This window comes from Allostella sp. (assembly GCF_041913585.1).
In the GTDB taxonomy this organism is placed as follows: Bacteria; Pseudomonadota; Alphaproteobacteria; order ATCC43930; family Allostellaceae; genus Allostella.
The window spans coordinates 20332-39158 of record NZ_JAYSFE010000032.1 but is presented as its reverse complement, the minus strand read 5'-3'; the positions used below and the strand labels follow the sequence as shown (position 1 = coordinate 39158).

The window sequence follows — 18827 nt, the reverse complement described above, 5'->3', positions numbered from 1 at the left end:
TGCGCCGCCCCGAAGGCGACGAAGGCACCGACGTCGAAGCTGCGGACGCGGATGATGTCGATTTCCGGCCGGTTGGTCTTGAAGCGGAGCTGGCGGTCGTCCGGATCGTCGAACGCCGGCTCCGGCTCGATCCCGGCACGGCGCACCAGGGGCATCACCTCCTTGAGGATGCGGCCCTTGGGCAGCGCGAGCACGAGAACGTCGTTCGCGGGCAATGGTGGCTCCCTGAAACGGAACTGGGCATTCCGGCCGGCATCGCCGGCCGGCCGCTCAACGGTCTTCGAGCGGGTGCGACGGCCGCCACTGCGTGGGCCATGGCTCGTCGAGGTCCTGTAGATGGCACAGGATGCGGTCCGCTTCCAGCCGGATCGTGCCGCCGCCGGCGAACTCGAGATGAATCGCGCCCTCGACCGGATGCATCGCCAGGAGCGACAGCAGCGCGTCGCGCTGCGAGCGGTCGATGCCGCGATGGCGGACCGCCGTCACCCCGTCGATGCAGACGCCGGAATGGATGCGCTCCAGGGGCGCCCCGTCGCGGTCCTGGCAGCCCTCCCAGCAGAAGCGGCTCGCCACCAGCAGGAAGCGACGCCCCTCCCGGTCCCAGGTCATGTCCGCGATGCCGACGATCGCGTCCTGGAGGCAGGCCGAAACCACGGCCAGGTCCTCGGCGTCGACGGCGCGCAGCTTGAGCTTCGCCATGTCGCTTCTCCCCCCGCTCGTCCTCCCCGGCGCCCGGCCGGCCCGGCGCGGTCTACGAATCCCGGAGGCGCTCCACCTCTGCACCGCAGGCGGCCAGCTTCTCCTCCAGCCGCTCGTAGCCGCGATCGAGGTGGTAGACGCGATTGAGGATCGTCTCGCCCTCCGCCGCCAGACCCGCCAGGACCAGCGAGACCGAGGCGCGGAGGTCGGTCGCCATCACCGGGGCGCCGGTCAGCTTCGGCACGCCGCGGACCAGCGCCGTCGCCTGGTGGACGTTGATGTTGGCACCCATGCGCATCAGTTCGGGGACGTGCATGAAGCGGTTCTCGAAGATCGTCTCGGTGATCATCGCCGCACCGCCCGCCGTCGTCATCAGCGCCATGAGCTGGGCCTGCAGGTCGGTCGGGAAGCCGGGGAACGGCTCCGTCATCACGTCGATGCCGGTCAGCCGCCCGTTGGTCCGGCGGACATGGAGGCCGCGTTCGGTCTGCCGCACCGTGACCCCGGCCGGCGCCAGGGCGTCGGCCACCGCCGCCACCAGGTCGAGCCGGGCACCGACGAGCTCGACGTCGCCGTCGGTGATGGCGACCGCCATCATGTAGGTGCCGGTCTCGATGCGGTCGGGAATGACGGTGTGCGCGGCACCGCCCAGCCGGTCGCGGCCGCGGATGCGGATGCGGTCCGTGCCGGCCCCTTCGATGTCGGCCCCCATGGCGGTCAGGCAGTGCGCGAGATCGACGATCTCGGGCTCGCGGGCGGCGTTGACCAGGATGGTCTCGCCCTTGGCCAGCGCGGCCGCCATCATCAGGTTCTCGGTCGCACCGACCGAGACGAAGGGGAAGACGATCTCCGCCCCGATCAGCCCGCCCGGCGCCGTCGCCTCGATGTAGCCACCGGTCAGCTCGACCCTGGCACCGAGGCGCTCCAGGCCCTTGAGGTGAAGGTCGACCGGCCGCGTGCCGATCGAGCAGCCGCCCGGCAGCGACACCCGGGCCCGCCCCTCGCGGGCGACCAGCGGCCCCAGCACCAGGACCGAGGCCCGCATCTTGCGGACGAGGTCGTAGGGCGCGGTGGTGTTGGTGATCCGGTCCGCCTTCAGCGCCATCACCCGGCCGGTGTGGCCGCCACCGGCCGCCCCGTCGATGCCGACCGAGACCCCGTGCTGGGCGAGCAGGCTCGCCATGGTGGCCGTGTCGGCGAGGTGCGGCACGCCGGACAGCGTCAGCGTCCCGTCGGTCAGCAGGGCGGCCGCCATCAGTGGCAGGGTCGCGTTCTTGGCGCCGCTGATCGGCAGGGTGCCGCGCAGCGGGCGCCCGCCGCGGATGCGGATCTTGTCCATGGACGGCTGCAACCTCGCGTCGGGTTCGGCGCCGCGATCGCAGAGGATCGACGGCGCGGGAACGGCGGAATCGAACATATATCGGAGCTTCATCCGTGAAAATGAACCCCGCCTTCGTGGCGGGGATTGGACGGGGATGGGGCCGCCGGGGTCGCGGCGGAGGCGCTTCAGAGGCGCGGCAGGGTGACCCCGCGCTGCCCCATGTATTTGCCGGCGCGGTCGGCGTAGGAGGTCTCGGGCGGGCCCGCCCCCTGGAAGAAGAGGAATTGGCAGATCCCCTCGCCGGCATAGATCCTGGCCGGCAGGGGCGTCGTGTTGGAAATCTCGATCGTGACGTGGCCCTCCCACTCCGGCTCGAGCGGGGTGACGTTGACGATGATGCCGCAGCGGGCATAGGTCGACTTGCCGAGGCAGACCACCAGGATGTCGCGCGGGACGCGGAAATACTCGATCGTGCGCGCGAGCGCGAAGCTGTTGGGCGGCACGATGCAGACGTCGAGCTCGCGGTCGACGAAGCTGGTCGGCGAGAAGTCCTTGGGGTCGACGATGGCGTTGTCGACGTTGGTGAAGATCTTGAATTCCCGCGACACCCGGGCGTCGTAGCCATAGGACGAGAGCCCGTAGGAGATCACGCCCTCGCGCGTCTGGCGCTCGACGAAGGGCTCGATCATGCCCTTGCCGGCCATCTCGCGGATCCAGGTGTCGGGCATCACGGGCATGGCGAATCCGGGGCGCCGGTTGCGGGTCTGACCTTCTAGTCCATCGCCGGGCGATCGGGAAGCGCGGCCGGCACGCTGTCCGCCGGTGCCGCATCCGGTGGCGGCCCGGCCTCCTGCGCGGCACGGGCGCGGCCCTGCGCCTTGCGCCGTCGGAGGTTCTCGCGCAGCGCCGCCGCCAGCCGTTCGTCGTCCTTCGCCATCGCCACTCCTTGGATACGTCGCCCGCCGGCGCTAGCATCGCCGCCCCGCCAGGAGGAACGCCCCCCATGCTGAAGATTCTCGGCCGCAAGACCTCGTCCAACGTCCAGAAGGTGCTCTGGCTCTGCAGCGAGATCGGGCTGCCCTACCAGCGCGAGGATATCGGCGGCCCGTTCGGACGCAACCGCGAGCCCGCCTATCTCGCCCTCAATCCCAACGGCCTCGTCCCGACGATCGACGACGACGGGTTCGTGCTGTGGGAGTCGCACGCGATCATGCGCTATCTCGCCGCCAAGCACGGCGCCGAGGCGCTGTGGCCGACCGACCTGCGCGCCCGCGCCGACATCGACCGCTGGATGGACTGGGGCGCGACCGTGATCGGACCGGCGATCACGCCGATGTTCCTGCAGCTCGTGCGCACGCCCAAGCCCGACCAGGACCCGAAGGCGATCGAAGCCTCGCGGCAGCGGACGGCCGATGCGCTGACGCTCCTCGACCGCCAGCTCGCGGACCGTCCCTACCTCGCCGGCGACCATCTGACGCTGGCCGACATTCCCTCCGGCATCCAGACCTACCGCTGGTTCCAGTTCCCGGTCGAGCGCCCCGACCTGCCCAACCTGAAGGCCTGGTACGAGCGCCTCGGTCAGCGCCCGGCCTATCGCGAGCACGTCATGAACCCGCTCGTCTGAGCCCCGCTACGTCCGGGCCGGCGGAATATTCCCGACCGGCCCGGAACTTTCGCGCCGCCGCCCGGTTGCCCTCGTGGAGCGGCATTGCGGGAGGCGGAGGATGCAGACGGATGCGGCGCAGACGGCGGTTTCGGCGCAACCCGTGCGGTACATCCGGATCGGCGACGCGGCCGAGGACGATGCCGCAGCCGCCGTCCGGTGTTATCCGGTCCTCTTCGAGGACGGACGCATCCGGATCCTGACCGACGGCATCGACCGCAACACCGCCGCCCGGGCCCTCGCGGTGGCACGGATCGCGCGGCGCCGGATCCACCTCGTCGTCGGTCGCCCGGTCGGAATCGCGGCGGACGGTTCCCCCATGCTGGCGATCGGCTTCCAGCTTCCCCTCTTCGCCTACACGATCGACGACGTGGAACTCGCACCCGCGCCGGTCCCGGAACGCCCGGCCTTCGGCCGGCCGGCCGACGACCGGATGGTGGCATAGCCGATAGCGGTTGCGTCGCCGCTCGGGCGGCGGTCAGATGCGGCCCGGGGGAGTGCCCGGGAGAAGGCATCTGGTTCCGCTGCTGATCGCCGTCGACTGGGGAACGTCGTCCCTGCGCGCCTATCTGCTGGGGCGCGGCGGGGCCGTCCTCGAACGACAGGAACTTCCCCAGGGCATCCTCACGGTCGGCGATCGGCGCTTCGCCGAGACGCTCGGTTCCGCCTGCCGGCCGTGGCTCGACCGGCACGGCCCGCTGCCGGCGGTGCTGTCGGGCATGATCGGCAGCCGTCAGGGCTGGATCGAGGCGCCCTATGTTCCCTGCCCGGCCGGACTGGACGAGCTGTGCCGCAATCTGGTGACGCTGCCGCTCGCGGGCTTCGGCCAGGCCCGCCTCGTGCCGGGCGTGAGTGCCCGGCAGGACGGCGTGCCGGAGGTGATGCGCGGCGAGGAATGCCAGATCGTGGGCGCGCTCGCCGCCCTCGGACGCGACCAGGGCCGGCTGGTGCTGCCCGGCACCCACTCCAAGCATGTCGAGGTCGGCGCCGGCCGCATCCTCGGCTTCCGCACCTTCATGACGGGCGAGGCGTTCGCCGCCCTGCGCCAGCACACGATCCTCGGCCGCATGATGGCGGGCGAGGGAACCGGGGCCGGATTCGACCGCGGCGTCGTCGAATCGCGCGGACGGCCCCTGCTGCACGCGATCTTCGGCGCCCGCACCCTGCGGCTCATGGACGAACTGCCCGAAGCCGAGGCCGCCGACTACCTGTCCGGGCTCCTGATCGGCAGCGAACTCGCGGCGCTCGACCATGGCGAACCCGTGGTGCTGGTCGGTGCCGATGCGCTCGTCGCCCGCTATCGCCGGGCGGCCGCCGGCCTCGGCATCGCGACCGAGACCGTCCCGGCCGACTGCATCCGGCTCGGACATCTCGCCATCGCCCGGCGCGCCGGGCTCGTCGCCGCCTGACCGGGCCGCCCCGGAGCCGGGCCACGACAAGGAACGAGGAACGCCAGCCGATGCCGCCGACCTTCGAAACCGCCTTCGCCCGCTGCCCGCTCGTCGCCATCCTGCGCGGCATCCGGCCCGAGGAGGCGGTGGCGATCGGCAGCGCGCTGGTCGAGGCGGGATTCACCCTGATCGAGGTCCCGCTCAACTCGCCCGAGCCGCTCGATTCGATCGGGCGCCTCGCCGCCGCCTTCGCCGAGCAGGCCGTGGTCGGCGCCGGCACCGTCGTCCGCCCGGCCGAGGTCGCGGCGGTGCATGCCCGCGGCGCGCGGCTGATCGTCAGCCCGCACTGCGACCCGGCGGTGATCGCCGCCGCCCGGCGCCGCCGCATGACCGTCGTCCCGGGCGCCTTCACCCCGACCGAGACCTTCGCCGCGCTCGCCGCCGGGGCCGATGCCGTCAAGCTCTTCCCGGCCGAGGTCCTGACGCCGACCGGGGTCAAGGCGATGACGGCGGTGCTGCCGCCCGGCACCCGGCTGCTGCCGGTCGGCGGCATCGAGGCCGGCAACATCGCGGCCTACCGGCGGGCCGGGGCGGCGGGCTTCGGCCTCGGCTCGTCGCTCTACCGGCCGGGCGACACTCCCGAGACGGTCGCCCGCAAGGCGAGAGACCTGCTGGCCGCATGGGGCGCCGCATGACCGGCCGCCAACTCGCCCATGGCGGGAGCCGGCATTTCCTATAGATTGCAGCGGACCTAGCGCCCGCGCCGAGACGATCGGGACCATGTATCCTGCGCCGTCCACCCTCGATCCGAGCCGGCGTCCGGCGAAAGCCGCGGGCGCGGCGATGCGGCGACCGGCCCACGGCGCCCGGGCGTGGGCGGCCCTGGCGCTGCTCGGCGGCGCCTGCTTCCTGCTGGCGCTCGCCTGCATGCACCTCGCCCGGATGCCGGGGAACGGCGTCGCGCCGTGGCTGGGCAATGCGCTCGCGGTCGGCACGATGCTGTCCTGGCCGGCCGCCCGACGACCGGCGGGTCTCGCGGCCGTCGCCGCAGCGGTCTTCGCGGCCCAGTTCGTCATCGGCGCCGCCCCTGCCGTCGCCGCAGGCATCGCCCTCGCCCATCTCTTCGAAGTCTGGGTCGCGCTCGCGCTGGCCGGCCGCATCGGCGGCGGCGATGCATCGCTCATGCGCCGGAACCTGGGCGCCCTCCTGGCAGCCGGCCTCGTCGCCCCCGGTCTGGCCGCACCGGCGGGCGCCGCCGTCGCCGCCTGGGCGACGGGCACCCCCTTCGACGATCGCGTCGTCTCCTGGTGGGTCGGGTCGGCCCTCGGCGCAGCCCTCGTCCTCCCGGTCGCCCTCACCGTCAGCCGCCGGGCGATCGCCCGCGCCGCCCGCCATCCCGACCGGCTCTGGCTCGGGCTGCACGCCGCCCTGGCCCTGGGGACCGTGGCGGTGGCGCTGACCCAGGTCCGCTACCCGTTCGTCCTCGTCCCGTTGCCCCTGCTCCTGGCCGCGGTCCGGCTCGACGCCTTCCGGACCGCCGTCGTGTCGACCCTGACGGTGGCCGCGCTCGTCGCCGCCGTCGCCATCGGCACGCCCGGGTTCGGCCCGGCCGAATTCGCCATCGAGGCGCAGCTGGCGGCCGCGCTGGCGATCCTCGGCCCGTTCACCGTCGCCGTCCTGCGCGACGGCCTGATCGCCAGCGAGTCCCGGTTCCGCCGCGCCATGGACGATTCGGCAATCGGCATGGCGCTGGTCCAGCCCGACGGGCGCTTCCTTCGGGTGAACGCCGCCGTCGGCCGGCTGCTCGGCGACGATCCGGACCGGCTGGCCGGGCGTTCGTTCCGCGACGTCCTGCACCCGGACGACATCGGCCGCGTCCTCGCCCGCCTGCCGGCGCTGGTCGCGGGGCAGGACACGGCCGATCGCCTGGAGGTGCGCTGCGTGCGGCGCGACGGCACGGCGTTCTGGGCGCTGCTGGCGCTCTCGCTCGTCCAGGACGAGGCGAGCGGCGAGCCGCGGCACTTCATCGCCCAGATCGAGGACATCGACGACCGCCGCCGCGGCGAGGAGCGTCTGCGCGTCAGCGAGAGCCGATGGCATTTCGCGCTGGAAAGCGCCGGCCAGGGCGTCTGGGACCACGACCTCGAGGCCGGGACCGCCTATCACTCGCCGACCTGGAAAGCGATGCTGGGCCTCGACCCCGACGGGATCGGAACCGACATCCACGCCTGGGAAGATCTGATCCACCCGGACGACCGGGCCCGCGTCCTCGATCTCGACCGGCGCTGCCGGACCGGCGAGATCTCGGTGCGCGAGGCGGAGTACCGGCTGCGCCACGCCGACGGCCACTGGATCTGGGTCCATGACCGCGGCCGGGTCATCGAACGGGCGGCCGACGGCCGGGCGCGGCGCATGATCGGCACCCACACCGACATCACCCCGCGCAAACAGGCCGAGGCGGCATTCCAGCGGCTCGCCGAGCGCACCCAGCTCGCCGTCGAGGCGGCGGGACTGGGCATCTGGGAGCTGGACGTGCGGTCGGGCGCCGTCGCCTGGGACCAGCGCATGCACGCGATCTACGGCACCGATCCCGCCACCTTCGGCGCCACCCGCGCCGACTGGGAACGCTGCCTGCATCCCGACGACCTGCCGCGCGTGCGGCGCGAGCTCGATCAGGCGCTGGCCCGCGAAGAGGAGTTCGACACCGAGTTCCGCATCCTGCGGCCGGACGGTTCGACCCGCCATCTCGGCATCCTCGGACGCATCGCGCCGGAGCGCGACGGCCGCAGCCTTCGTCTCATCGGCACCCACCGCGACGTGACGGACCAGCGCCGGCTGACCGAAGCGCTGTTCGAGGAGAAGGAGCGGCTGCGCATCACCCTCTACTCGATCGGCGATGCGGTCATCTGCACCGACGCCGCCTCGCGCGTCACCTTCATGAACCCGATCGCCGAGCAGATGACCGGCTGGCCGATGGGCGAGGCCGACCGGCGACCGCTGGACGAGGTGTTCCGCCTCGTCGACGAGCACACGGGCGAGCCGGTCGCCAGCCCGGTCGAGGAGTGCCTGCGCCACATGCGGCCGTTCTACCTGCAGGACGGGGCGGTGCTGGTCAGCCGCGACGGCAGCCGCATGAACGTGCAGGATTCGGCGGCTCCGGTCAGGACCGCCTCGGGCGAGATCATCGGCGCAGTGCTGGTCTTCCAGGACATCACCCGCGCCCACGAGCTGCAGAAGCAGCTCACCCACTCGGCGCTCCACGACGCACTGACCGGGCTGCCGAACCGGTCGGCCTTCGAGCTGGCGCTCCAGGAGGCCCGTCGCAAGGTCGCGGGCAGCGAACGCGCGACGCTGTGCTTCCTCGACCTCGACCGCTTCAAGGTCGTGAACGACAGCGCCGGCCATGCCGCCGGCGACACCCTGCTGCGGCTGGTCGCCCGCACCATCAAGGCGATGGTGCGGCCGAACGACGTGGTCGCGCGCCTCGGCGGCGACGAGTTCGGCATCCTGCTGCGCGACTGCGGCGTCGACGAGGGGCAGACCATCGCCCAGCGCGTCATCGAGGCGGTGAAGACGGTGCGGTTCCCGTGGGAGGGCCGCAGCTACGACGTCGGCGCCAGCATCGGCATGACCGAGATCAGCGACCGCTCGCGCTCCTACGAGGACCTGCTGAAGGAGGCCGACGTCGCCTGCTACGCCGCCAAGGCCGGCGGCCGCAACCGGCTGTCGGTCTATGTCGCGGGCGAAGGCGACGCCGAGCGCTACCACCGCGACATCCAGGTCGCGTCCGGCATCCGCTCCGCCATCGAGGCCAACCGGTTCCGCCTCTACGCCCAGGAAATCCGCGACCTGCGGCCGGGAGCCGGCAAGCATCGGCACTACGAGATCCTGCTGCGGCTGATGGACGAGAATGGCGAACTGACCAGTCCCGCCGCCTTCATCCCCGCCGCCGAGCGCTACGACCTGATGGGCTCGATCGACCGCTGGGTGATCTCCGCCATCCTGCGCGAGCACCGGGAGGGCATGATCGCGCATCCGGAAGTGTCGCTCGCCATCAACCTGTCGGCCAACTCGCTGAGCGACCCGCTGCTCTGGCCGTTCGTCCTCGAGGAGATCCGCAGCTCGGGCATCGCCGCCGACCGGCTCCATTTCGAGATCACCGAGACCGCGATCATCAACAACTTCGCCATCGCCTCGCAGTTCGTGACGGCGATCCGGGCGGCGGGCGCCCGCGTCGTCCTCGACGATTTCGGCAGCGGCCTCTCGTCCTTCGCCTACCTCAAGCAGTTCGAGGTCGACCACATGAAGATCGACGGTGCCTTCGTCCGCACCCTGCGGACCAGCACCGTCGATCGGCGCATCGTCGAATCGATCAACGACGTCGGCCATGCGCTCGGCATCACCACGGTCGCCGAATGCGTCGAGGACGAGGCGACGCTGGAGGAGGTCCGCCGCATCGGCGTCGACATGGCCCAGGGCTACTATCTCGGCACGCCGCAGCCGCTCGACGAGCTGTTCGGCGGGACGGCCGGGCGCCGACCGCACTAGACGCCGCCGCGAGCGGGCCGGACCGATGCCAGGCGCCGTCCGGCCATGGGACCCCCGTCCGGCACTGGCCCTGTCGGGCGTGCTGCTGATCGCCGCCGCCCTCCGGCTGGCGTTCCTCGACCAGAACGGCTTCGGCACGCTCTACTACGCCGCCGCCGTGCGCAGCATGGCCGCCGGCGGGCACAATTTCTTCTTCGCTGCCTTCGACCCCGCCGGTTTCCTCGCCATCGACAAGCCGCCGCTCGCCTTCTGGGCGCAGGTGGCGAGCGTCCGCCTGCTCGGCTATGGCGGGCTGGCGCTCCACCTGCCGCAGGTGCTGGAGGGGGTGGCCGCGGTGGCGCTGCTGCACTATCTGGTCGCACGCCGCTTCGGCCGGCCGGCGGGGCTCCTGGCCGCCCTCTTCCTCGCCCTGACGCCGATCAGCGTCGCCGTCGACCGGTCGAACAACACCGACGCCTGCCTGGTGCTGGCGCAGCTCGCCGCCGCCTGGCCGCTGGTGCTGGCGGCGGAGCGCGCGAGCCTGCGCCTGCTGCTGCTCTCGGCCGTCCTCCTCGGCCTCGCCTTCTGGGTGAAGATGGCGGCGGCGTTGCTGGTGCTGCCCGCCTTCGTCGCGCTCTACCTCCTGACCGCGCCGGCGACCTGGGCGCGGCGCATCGGGCACCTAGCGGCGGCCGCGGCCGTGCTGGCCGCCGTCGCCCTCGCCTGGCCCTTCGCCGTCGACCTGACGCCGAAGGAGCGGCGCCCCTATGTCGACAGCACCGCGACCAACTCGGCGATCGAACTCGCGATCGGCCACAACGCCGTCGATCGCTTCGTCCGCCCCTCCTGGCTCGGCACCGACGGCCGGACGACCGCCACCGCGGCGTCCGCGCCCGCCGCCGGAAGGCTGGCGGCGCCGGCGCTGGCGAGCCAGGTCGGCTGGCTCGCGGTGCTGACGCTGGCGGGCCTCGTCCTGATGGGCGACTGGCGGGCCCGGCTGCTGTGGGGCGGCTGGGCCGCCGCATGCGTCGGCGTCTTCTCCGCTGCGGGCGGCATCTTCCTGCCCTACTACCTCGCCGTCCTGGCACCGCCGATCGCGGCCGGCGCGGCCGTCGCCGTCGTCCGGCTCACGGCCGCCCCGCGCGCATGGGCGGCGGTGCTCGCGGTCGCGGCCGCATCGCAGGCCGTCCTCGCCTGGGTCGCGGCCGGCGCCTGGGGACCCTGGGTCGCCGCCGCACCGGTCGCCATGGCCGCGATCGCGATCGCGCTGGCCCTCCGCCGCCGCGCACGCGCCGCCGTCGCCGCCGGCGTCGCGGGTCTCCTGGTCGCGCCGTTCCTGTGGTCGCTCGGGCCGATGCTGGCGCCGGGGAGCGTCACCTATCCGAGCGCCCGCTTCCCGCTCGTCGACCCGGCCCGCCCGGAGCGCGCGGAGCGACGCCTGCCGAACCGGGACCGCCTCGTCGCCTTCCTCGACCGCCAGGCCGGCGACCGTCGGTTCCTCCTCGCCACCACCAGCGTCGTCGAGGCGGCGTCGCTCGTCGTGCGGACCGGCCGGCCGGTGATGCTGCTGGGCGGCTTCACCGGCGTGACGCCGGCGATCGGCCTCGACGCCTTCCGCCGGCGCGTGGCGGCGGGCGAAATCCGCCACGTCCTGGTCGCCGGGACCCTGAGGCCGCCCGAGGGCCCGCGGGCGCCGGTGATCGACTGGGTGCGGGCCAACGGCCGCGAGATCGCGCCGGAGCTGTGGCGCCCGCGCCTGCCCGAAGCCGCCGACGAGGCGACCGCCCGCCGCCGCGCCTACCTCGCGGGCCTCCGGCTCTACCAGCTGGGGCCGGGCGGAACGGAGGGCAGCCCCGGACGCGCGAACGGCGGCACATCCGCGAATGTGCCGCCGTTCGGGCGATCGAATTGGGGATCGCTGGTAGCGGAGGACGGATTTGAACCGCCGACCAAGGGATTATGATTCCCCTGCTCTACCGCTGAGCTACTCCGCCGCCGCGGTCGGACGCGGGATATAGGGTCTGGGGCCGCCCGGTGTCAAGAAATCGCAGCCCGTCCCGTGGCGGAAATCCAGCCGCCGCCGAGCACCCGGTCGCCGTCGTAGCAGACGGCCGCCTGGCCCGGCGCGACGCCGTGAACGGGCGTGTCGAGGTCGATCTCGGCACTGTCCGCGCCGGTCGCCCGGACCGTCGCCGGCACCGCCGGCTGGGCCGAGCGCAGCTTGACGCCGACCCGCTGGTCCCGGCCCGCGAGCGGCACCAGCCAGCACGCCTCCCGCACCCGGACCCGGTCGACGGCGAGCGCGTCGCGCGGCCCGACGACGACGCGATGGCGGGCGGCGTCGAGGCGGACGACGTAGAGCGGCTCGTCGGCGTCGCCGCGCCCGCCGATGCCGAGTCCGCGGCGCTGGCCGACGGTGTAGCCGATGATGCCGTCGTGGCGGCCCAGCACCGTGCCGTCGACATGGACGATCTCGCCCGGCTCGACCGCCCCCGGCCGCAGCCGCTCGACGACCTGGGCGTAGCGCCCGCTCGGCACGAAGCAGATGTCCTGGCTGTCGGGCTTGGCGGCGACCGGCAGGCCGAGGCGCTGGGCGTGGGCGCGCGTCTCCTCCTTCTCCATCTCCCCCAAGGGGAAGCGCAGGAAGTCGAGCTGCGCCGGCGTCGTCGCGAACAGGAAGTAGCTCTGGTCGCGCCCCGGGTCGGCGCCCGCGCGCAGTTCCGGCCCGTCGGGCCCGACGCTGCGCCGGACATAGTGGCCGGTCGCCAACGCGTCGGCGCCGAGGTCGCGGGCGACGTCGAGCAGGTCGCGGAACTTGACCCGCTGGTTGCAGCGCACGCACGGGATCGGCGTCTCGCCGGCGAGGTAGGAATCGGCGAAGTCATCGATCACGGCGCGGCGGAACCGCTCCTCGAAGTCGAGGACGTAGTGGGCGATGCCGAGCCCATCGGCGACCCGCCTGGCGTCGCGGATGTCCTGGCCGGCGCAGCAGGCGCCCGGCTTCGCCACCGCCTGCCCGTGGTCGTAGAGCTGCAGCGTCACGCCGACCGGCTCGTAGCCCGCCTCCTTCAGCAGGCCGGCCGTGACCGAACTGTCGACGCCGCCCGACATGGCGACGACGACGCGGGTCGCCGCGCGCGGCTTGGGGATGCCGAGATCGATCATCGCCATCACATGGCGCGTTCGAGGCCCATCTGCCAGAACTGCCCCTCGAGCCGCGTCGCCGCCCGGAACGTCGTCTCCAGCGCCGGCAGGCGCCCTTCCGAGCCACGCCGGGCGAAGTGGCGGTCGAGCGCTTCCGCCGCCCCGGCGGCGACCGCGCCGTACTCGCTGCCGGAATACATCTCCAGCCACTCGCGGTAGGGGTTGCCGTCGACCCGCGTCGCCGGATGCGCCATCAGGTTCTGGGCGATCTCGGCATAGCCGACGACGCAGGGGGCGAGCGCGACCAGGAGGTCGAGCAGGTCGCCCGCCATCCCCCGCTCCAGCACGTAGCGAGTGTAGGCCATGGTCGCCGTCGCCTCGGGCGCCGACAGGATGTCGGCCTCGGGGATGCCCCAGCGGGCGCAGAAGCGCACGTGCAGGCTGGTCTCGCCGTCGACGATCGTCGACAGCGACCGCGCCGCCTGGCGGATGTCGGCGACGTCGTCCGCCTTGTAGGCCGCCAGCGCATAGGCGCGGGCGAACTGGATCAGGAATAGGTAGTCCTGGATCAGGTAGTGGCGGAAGGACTCCTCCGGCAGGGTGCCGGCGGCGAGCTGGGCCACGAACTCGTGGCGCGTGTAGCGCTGCCAGTCGTCGAGGCAGGAATGGCGCAGCCGCCGGAAGAGCCCACCCTCGGGCCCGAGCACGATGCCGCTCATGGCGCGCTCAGCTCCGCTCGTCGAGCCAGGCCATCTGGATCGCCTCCAGGATGCGCTCGTTCGATTTCTGGGGATCGTCGGCGAAATCGGGCAGCTCCTGCACCCAGCGCCACAGGTCGGTGAAGCGCAGGTTCACCACGTCGGCGTCGGGATGGGCCTCCTCCAGCGCGATCGCGATCTCGGTCGCGTCGGTCCAGCGCAGCGCGCGCGGCATGGCGGCGGCTCAGCGCTTGTCGACCATCATGTTGCGGGTCGCCGACGGCAGCTTCACCTTCAGCCCGTCGAGCTCGTCGCGCATGATGATCTGGCAGCCGAGCCGCGAGGTGTGGGTCAGCCCGAAGGCGAGGTCGAGCATGTCCTCCTCGTCCTCGGTCGGCTCCTGCAGCAGTTCGAACCATTCCGGATCGACGATGACGTGGCAGGTCGAGCACGCGAGCGAGCCCTCGCAGGCGCCCTCGAGGTCGATGTTGTTGCGGTGGGCGATCTCGAGCACCGACAGGCCGACCGGCGCATCGACTTCACGCGCGGTTCCATCGGTCTCGACGAAGGTCATCTTGGGCATCGCGTTCGTTCCATGATTGGCAGGTTCCGGCGGCGGCCCCCTCAGGCCTCGGCCGCCACGTCGTCGATCGACCGCCCGGCCAGCGCCTGGCGGATGGCCTTGTCCATGCGGCGCTGGGCGAAGGGCTGCGAGCACCGCTCCAGTTCCTCGACCGCACCGTTGATGGCGTCCCGGTCGTCGCCGGGCAAGAGGGATTCCAGCATGGCCGTCTGTGCCGCGACCGCCCGCGCCTCGTCGGGCGGCAGCAGGTCGGGGTCGGCAGCGCGGGCGGCGGCGAGCGCCAGCAGCACCCGGCGGGCCTCGACCCGCGCCTCGATCAGGAGGCGGCGCTGCATGTCGCCCGCCCCGTGCTCCATGCTCTCGCGCAGCATCCGCATCAGTTCCTCGTCGGCCAGGCCGTAGGAGGGACGGACCTCGACATGCTGGCGGACGCCGGTCGTCCGCTCCTCGGCCGCGACGGTGAGGAGCCCGTCGGCATCGACCGCGAAGGTCACCAGCACCCGCGCCGCGCCGGCCGTCATCGGCGGGATGCCGGTCAGCTCGAAGCGGGCCAGCGAGCGGCATTCGTCGACCGTCTCGCGCTCGCCCTGGACGACGTGGAACAGCATCCCGTCCTGGCCGTCCTGGTAGGTCGTGAACTCCTGGGCGCGGGAGACCGGGATCGGCGTGTTGCGCGGGATCACCTTCTCGACGATGCCGCCCATGGTCTCGATGCCGAGCGACAGCGGCGTGACGTCGAGGAGCAGCGTGTCGGAGCCGACGGTCAGCGCCTCGGCCTGGAGCGCGGCGCCCAGCGCCACCACCTCGTCCGGGTCGATGTCGGCCAGCGGCTCGCGGCCGAAGGCGGTCGCGACCTCGCGGCGGACCAGCGGCACCCGCGTCGAGCCGCCGACCAGGACCACCCCGGCGATCGCGCCGGGATCGATCGCGGCCTCCGCCATCACCTCGCGGCAGATGGCGGTGGTGCGCGCGACCAGCGGCCGGATGAGGCGCTCCAGCGTCGCCCGGTCGAGCGGCACTGCGTGGAACCGCCCGCCGAGTTCGACGCGCCACTCGCCGGCCGCCTGGCCGGTCAAGCACTCCTTGGCGAGGCGCGCGGTCGCCAGCGCCAGCTTCGCCTCGGCCGCGGTCGGCTGCGCGGCGCCGCTGCGGGCCAGGAAATGCTCGGCCACGGCATGGTCGAAATCGTCGCCGCCGAGTGCGGCGTCGCCGCCCGTCGCCAGGACCTGGAAGACGCCGCGCTCGAGCCGCAGGATGGAGAGGTCGAAGGTGCCGCCGCCGAGGTCGTAGACGGCATAGAGCCCCTCCGCCCCGCGGTCGAGGCCGTAGGCGAGCGCGGCCGCGGTCGGCTCGTTGACGAGGCGCAGGACCTCGAGCCCGGCGACGCGCGCGGCGTCGCGGGTGGCGGTGCGCGCGGCGTCGTCGAAGTAGGCGGGAACCGTCACGACGGCGCGGTCGACCGGGCGGCCGAGCGCCGCCTCGGCCCGCGCCTTCAGCGCCCGCAGGATGTCGGCCGAGATCTCGACCGGCGAGAGCCGGCGACCGCCGACGTCGAGATGGACCATGCCGCCCGCGCCGGCATCCGGCGCGAGGCGGTAGGGCAGCGTGCCGCCCAGGGTCTGCACGTCCTCCGCGCCGCGGCCCATCAGCCGCTTGATCGAGGAGACGACGCGGTCCGGCTCGTCGAGCAGCAGCCGGCGGGCCTCCTCGCCGACCACGGGCTCGCCCTCGGCCGGATAGGCGACGACCGAGGGCACGAGGCCGCGGCCGCCGGCGTCGCGCAGCACCTCCGGCCGGCCGTCGGTCGCCACCGCGACGACGGAGTTGGTGGTGCCGAGGTCGATGCCGATCGCCGCCCCGCGGGTCTCGTGCGGCAGCGGCGATTCGCCCGGCTCGTGGATCTGCAGCAGCATCAGGCGGCCCGCACGGTGCCGCGCCGCCGTGCCTCGTCGGCGAGGCGGGCCAGATAGCGCAGGCGCGTTGCGTGGCGGCGCGCGGCCGGATAGTCGCCGGCGGCGAAGGCGACGCCGAGCGCCGTCTCGGCGGCGGCGCGCTCGCGGGCCGCTTCGGCGGCGACGGCGGCGACGGCGGCCGGCGTCTCCGCCTCCGACAGCGCCTCGCGCCGCTCCATCACTTCGGCCAGCAGTTCGGGGTCGGCGATGGTCGCGCCGTCGCCGGCGATCGGGTGTCCCGCCAGTTCCAGGAGATAGGCGGCGCGGCGCAGCGGGTCGCGCAGCGTCTGGTAGGCCCCGTTCAGCGACACCGAGCGGCTCTCGGCCAGCGCCGCCTCGCGCGCCGAGCGGCGCGCGAAGCGGTCGGGATGGACCTGACGCTGGCGGGCGAAATAGGCGCGGTCGACGGCCGCCGCGTCGAGATCGAAGCGCCGCTCCAGGCCGAGGCGGGCGAAATGGTCCTCCTGCCCCGGCGGCTGCACCTGGCCGCAGGTCGCGCAGAAGGCGGCATCCCCCCGGACCGGCCCGCGGCAGGACCAGCATGGCTGGATGGAGGGGGCGCCGCCGGGCGCGCTGTCGGTCGAAGGTGTCGCCATGAGGATCCGGTCGATGTGCGAAGGCCGCCCGGGGCTCCCGGGCGGCCTCGCCGATCACTCCGTCGCTGGGGGAAACGGGAAGCGGCGCCCGGTCGAGGCGCGGACGGGCGGGCGGAGACGGTCAGACGTGGAAGGACTCGCCGCAGCCGCAGCGCCCCTTCTCGTTCGGATTCTTGAAGACGAAGCCGGATTCGAGCTTGCCGTCCACGAAGTCCATCTCGGTGCCGATGATGAACATGCTCGCCTTGGGGTCGATCAGGATGCGCACGCCCTTGTCCTCGACCACCTCGTCGAACTTGTTCGCCTCGTCGGCATATTCCAGCGTGTAGGACAGGCCGGAACAGCCCTTGGTACGGACGCCGATGCGGATGCCGGCCGACGGCTTGCCGCGCTTGGCGAGCAGCGCCTTCACGCGCTCGGCGGCGGCGTCCGTGATCTGCATGGCCTGCGGTCGCGCCATATCGCTTCGCTCCAGATGGAAGTCGTGGTTGCCGGGTGGCCGCGCCTCGGGGCCCGCCCTACTCCGCCGCCTCGCTCGCCTTCGGCTGCTTGGCGCGATAGTCCGCGACGGCGGCCTTGATAGCATCCTCGGCCAGGACCGAACAGTGGATCTTGACCGGCGGCAGGGACAGGTGCTGGGCGATCTCGGTGTTGCGGATGGCGGCCGCCTCGTCGAGCGTCTTGCCCTTGACCCACTCGGTCGCGAGCGAACTCGACGCGATCGCCGAGCCGCAGCCGAAGGTCTTGAACTTGGCGTCCTCGATGCGGCCGCCGGGACCGACCTTGATCTGCAGCTTCATGACGTCGCCGCAGGCGGGCGCGCCGACGAGCCCGGTGCCGACGTCGGCCGCGGTCTTGTCGAGCGTGCCGACGTTCCGCGGGTTCTCGTAGTGGTCGACCACCTTGTCGCTGTAGGCCATGTCGCTACTCCTCGAATCCTCGTACTGGATGTGGCGCCTCGGCGGCGCCAAAGCAACCGCTCAGTGGGCCGCCCACTCGATCGAGCGCAGGTCGATTCCCTCCTGGGCCATCTCCCAGAGCGGGCTCATCTCGCGCAGCTTGGTGACGTTGGCGACGATCTGCTCGACCGCCGCATCGACCTCGGCCTCGGTCGTATAGCGGCCGAGCCCGATGCGCAGCGAGGTGTGCGCCATCTCCTCCTCGACGCCGAGCGCCCGCAGGACGTAGGACGGCTCCAGCGAGGCCGAGGTGCAGGCCGAGCCCGACGAGACCGACAGGCCCTTGATCCCCATCATCAGGCCCTCGCCCTCGACATAGGCGAAGCTGAGGTTGAGGTTGCCGGGGATGCGCTGCTCGGCGTCGCCGTTCAGGTAGACCTCCGGCAGCTGCTGGGTGATCCGGTCGTAGAAGCGCTTGCGCAGCCGCTCCAGCCGGGCCGCCTCCTCGCCCATCTCGCGCTCGGCGATGGCGCAGGCCTCGCCGAGCCCGACGCAGAGCGGCGTCGGCAGCGTGCCCGAGCGCAGGCCGCGCTCCTGGCCGCCGCCGGTGATCAGCGGCTGCAGCCGCACCCGCGGCCGCCGCCGGACGTAGAGCGCGCCGATCCCCTTGGGCCCGTAGATCTTGTGGCCCGAGATGCTGAGCAGGTCGATCTGCATCGCGTTGACGTCGAGCGGGATCTTGCCCACCGCCTGGGCGCAGTCGGTATGGAAATGGACCCCGCGCTCGCGGCAGATGCGGCCGATCTCGGCGATCGGCTGGATCACCCCGATCTCGTTGTTCACCGCCATCACCGAGACCAGCACCGTGTCGTCCTCGATCGCGTCGCGGAGCTGGTCGAGGTCGATCAGGCCGTTCTGCCGCACCGGCAGGTAGGTGACCCGGAAGCCCTCCTCCTCGAGGTGCCGGCAGCTGTCGAGCACGCACTTGTGCTCGGTCACCACGGTGACGACGTGGCGCTTCTTGTCGCGATGGAAATAGGCGAGGCCCTTGATCGCGAGGTTGTTCGATTCGGTGGCCCCGGAGGTGAAGATCACCTCCTTGGGGTCGGCGCCGATGATCGACGCCACCTGGGCGCGCGCCCGCTCCACCGCGTCCTCGGCCTCCCAGCCGTAGCGGTGGTTGCGCGAGTGTGGGTTGCCGAACCGCTCCGTGAAGTAGGGCAGCATGATCTCGACCACGCGCGGATCGGTCGGTGTCGTGGCCTGGTAGTCGAGGTAGATCGGATAGCCGGTGTCGTTGCGCTCGACGGTGCCGCCTTCAGGCATGTGCTCGCTCCTCGAAATCCGTTTCGGC

Annotated in this window: 19 protein-coding genes, 1 tRNA gene and 2 pseudogenes; 6 read left to right on the top strand and 16 right to left on the bottom strand. The window is 72.6% G+C overall.

The window, feature by feature from the left end:
• The 5 genes and pseudogenes from hisG to ACE3Q3_RS08600 all read right to left on the bottom strand — a co-directional run.
• Positions 1 to 215 (bottom strand): annotated as a pseudogene (gene hisG / locus ACE3Q3_RS08620) (ATP phosphoribosyltransferase); the annotation flags it as partial.
• A 55-nt stretch (positions 216 to 270) separates the two neighbouring features.
• Entirely contained in the window at positions 271 to 699 is a 429-nt protein-coding gene (locus tag ACE3Q3_RS08615) for a DUF2948 family protein (RefSeq protein WP_374444544.1), read from the bottom strand.
• 52 nt (positions 700 to 751) lie between these two features.
• Entirely contained in the window at positions 752 to 2038 is a 1287-nt protein-coding gene (murA, locus tag ACE3Q3_RS08610) for a UDP-N-acetylglucosamine 1-carboxyvinyltransferase (RefSeq protein WP_374444542.1), read from the bottom strand.
• 167 nt (positions 2039 to 2205) lie between these two features.
• Positions 2206 to 2757: a dCTP deaminase gene (gene dcd / locus ACE3Q3_RS08605; RefSeq protein WP_374444539.1), complete on the bottom strand. Its 552-nt coding sequence runs from the start codon at positions 2755 to 2757 to the stop codon at positions 2206 to 2208.
• 35 nt (positions 2758 to 2792) lie between these two features.
• A complete protein-coding gene (locus tag ACE3Q3_RS08600; protein ID WP_374444536.1) occupies positions 2793 to 2957 on the bottom strand; it encodes a hypothetical protein in 165 nt (54 codons plus the stop codon).
• A gap of 66 nt (positions 2958 to 3023) precedes the next feature.
• Between ACE3Q3_RS08600 and ACE3Q3_RS08595 the strand changes: the two genes are divergently transcribed.
• From ACE3Q3_RS08595 to ACE3Q3_RS08570, 6 genes and pseudogenes are all read left to right on the top strand, one after another.
• Positions 3024 to 3644, top strand: coding sequence for a glutathione S-transferase family protein (locus ACE3Q3_RS08595; protein ID WP_374444533.1), 621 nt, complete (start codon positions 3024 to 3026; stop codon positions 3642 to 3644).
• Between the two features lie 100 nt (positions 3645 to 3744).
• Positions 3745 to 4128 (top strand): hypothetical protein, encoded by a 384-nt coding sequence (locus ACE3Q3_RS08590; protein ID WP_374444532.1) that lies wholly within the window; start codon positions 3745 to 3747, stop codon positions 4126 to 4128.
• Positions 4129 to 4180: 52 nt separating this feature from the next.
• Complete coding sequence (locus tag ACE3Q3_RS08585) at positions 4181 to 5092, top strand: 2-dehydro-3-deoxygalactonokinase (protein ID WP_374444529.1); 912 nt, start codon at positions 4181 to 4183, stop codon at positions 5090 to 5092.
• 50 nt (positions 5093 to 5142) lie between these two features.
• On the top strand, positions 5143 to 5769 hold the full coding sequence (locus ACE3Q3_RS08580) for a 2-dehydro-3-deoxy-6-phosphogalactonate aldolase (RefSeq protein ID WP_374444528.1): 627 nt from the start codon (positions 5143 to 5145) through the stop codon (positions 5767 to 5769).
• Between the two features lie 148 nt (positions 5770 to 5917).
• Positions 5918 to 9622 carry a PAS domain S-box protein gene (locus ACE3Q3_RS08575; RefSeq protein ID WP_374444526.1) on the top strand — a complete coding sequence of 1235 codons (3705 nt, stop codon included), beginning with the start codon at positions 5918 to 5920 and terminating at the stop codon, positions 9620 to 9622.
• A gap of 25 nt (positions 9623 to 9647) precedes the next feature.
• Positions 9648 to 10268: pseudogene (locus tag ACE3Q3_RS08570) on the top strand (glycosyltransferase family 39 protein); the annotation flags it as partial.
• A gap of 15 nt (positions 10269 to 10283) precedes the next feature.
• Here ACE3Q3_RS08570 and ACE3Q3_RS08565 read toward each other — a convergent pair.
• From ACE3Q3_RS08565 to ACE3Q3_RS08515, 11 genes are all read right to left on the bottom strand, one after another.
• Positions 10284 to 11249 (bottom strand): hypothetical protein, encoded by a 966-nt coding sequence (locus tag ACE3Q3_RS08565; RefSeq protein WP_374444524.1) that lies wholly within the window; start codon positions 11247 to 11249, stop codon positions 10284 to 10286.
• A 271-nt stretch (positions 11250 to 11520) separates the two neighbouring features.
• Positions 11521 to 11595 (bottom strand) — tRNA-Met (locus tag ACE3Q3_RS08560).
• A gap of 43 nt (positions 11596 to 11638) precedes the next feature.
• Positions 11639 to 12766: a tRNA 2-thiouridine(34) synthase MnmA gene (gene mnmA / locus ACE3Q3_RS08555; RefSeq protein WP_374444547.1), complete on the bottom strand. Its 1128-nt coding sequence runs from the start codon at positions 12764 to 12766 to the stop codon at positions 11639 to 11641.
• Between the two features lie 5 nt (positions 12767 to 12771).
• Entirely contained in the window at positions 12772 to 13464 is a 693-nt protein-coding gene (tenA, locus tag ACE3Q3_RS08550; protein WP_374444521.1) for a thiaminase II, read from the bottom strand.
• 7 nt (positions 13465 to 13471) lie between these two features.
• On the bottom strand, positions 13472 to 13678 hold the full coding sequence (iscX, locus tag ACE3Q3_RS08545) for a Fe-S cluster assembly protein IscX (RefSeq protein ID WP_374444518.1): 207 nt from the start codon (positions 13676 to 13678) through the stop codon (positions 13472 to 13474).
• 9 nt (positions 13679 to 13687) lie between these two features.
• Positions 13688 to 14026: a ferredoxin family 2Fe-2S iron-sulfur cluster binding protein gene (locus ACE3Q3_RS08540; RefSeq protein ID WP_374444517.1), complete on the bottom strand. Its 339-nt coding sequence runs from the start codon at positions 14024 to 14026 to the stop codon at positions 13688 to 13690.
• Positions 14027 to 14067: 41 nt separating this feature from the next.
• The gene (hscA, locus tag ACE3Q3_RS08535; RefSeq protein ID WP_374444515.1) at positions 14068 to 15939 is read right to left on the bottom strand and encodes a Fe-S protein assembly chaperone HscA; all 1872 of its coding nucleotides are present in this window, start codon (positions 15937 to 15939) and stop codon (positions 14068 to 14070) included.
• Positions 15939 to 16574 (bottom strand): Fe-S protein assembly co-chaperone HscB, encoded by a 636-nt coding sequence (gene hscB / locus ACE3Q3_RS08530; protein WP_374444512.1) that lies wholly within the window; start codon positions 16572 to 16574, stop codon positions 15939 to 15941. The genes hscA and hscB overlap by 1 nt, the downstream gene beginning before the upstream one ends.
• Before the next feature lie 121 nt (positions 16575 to 16695).
• Complete coding sequence (locus tag ACE3Q3_RS08525) at positions 16696 to 17034, bottom strand: HesB/IscA family protein (RefSeq protein WP_374444509.1); 339 nt, start codon at positions 17032 to 17034, stop codon at positions 16696 to 16698.
• A gap of 58 nt (positions 17035 to 17092) precedes the next feature.
• A complete protein-coding gene (gene iscU / locus ACE3Q3_RS08520) occupies positions 17093 to 17494 on the bottom strand; it encodes a Fe-S cluster assembly scaffold IscU (protein WP_374444507.1) in 402 nt (133 codons plus the stop codon).
• A gap of 60 nt (positions 17495 to 17554) precedes the next feature.
• On the bottom strand, positions 17555 to 18799 hold the full coding sequence (locus ACE3Q3_RS08515; protein WP_374444505.1) for an IscS subfamily cysteine desulfurase: 1245 nt from the start codon (positions 18797 to 18799) through the stop codon (positions 17555 to 17557).
• Between the last annotated feature and the right edge of the window lie 28 nt (positions 18800 to 18827).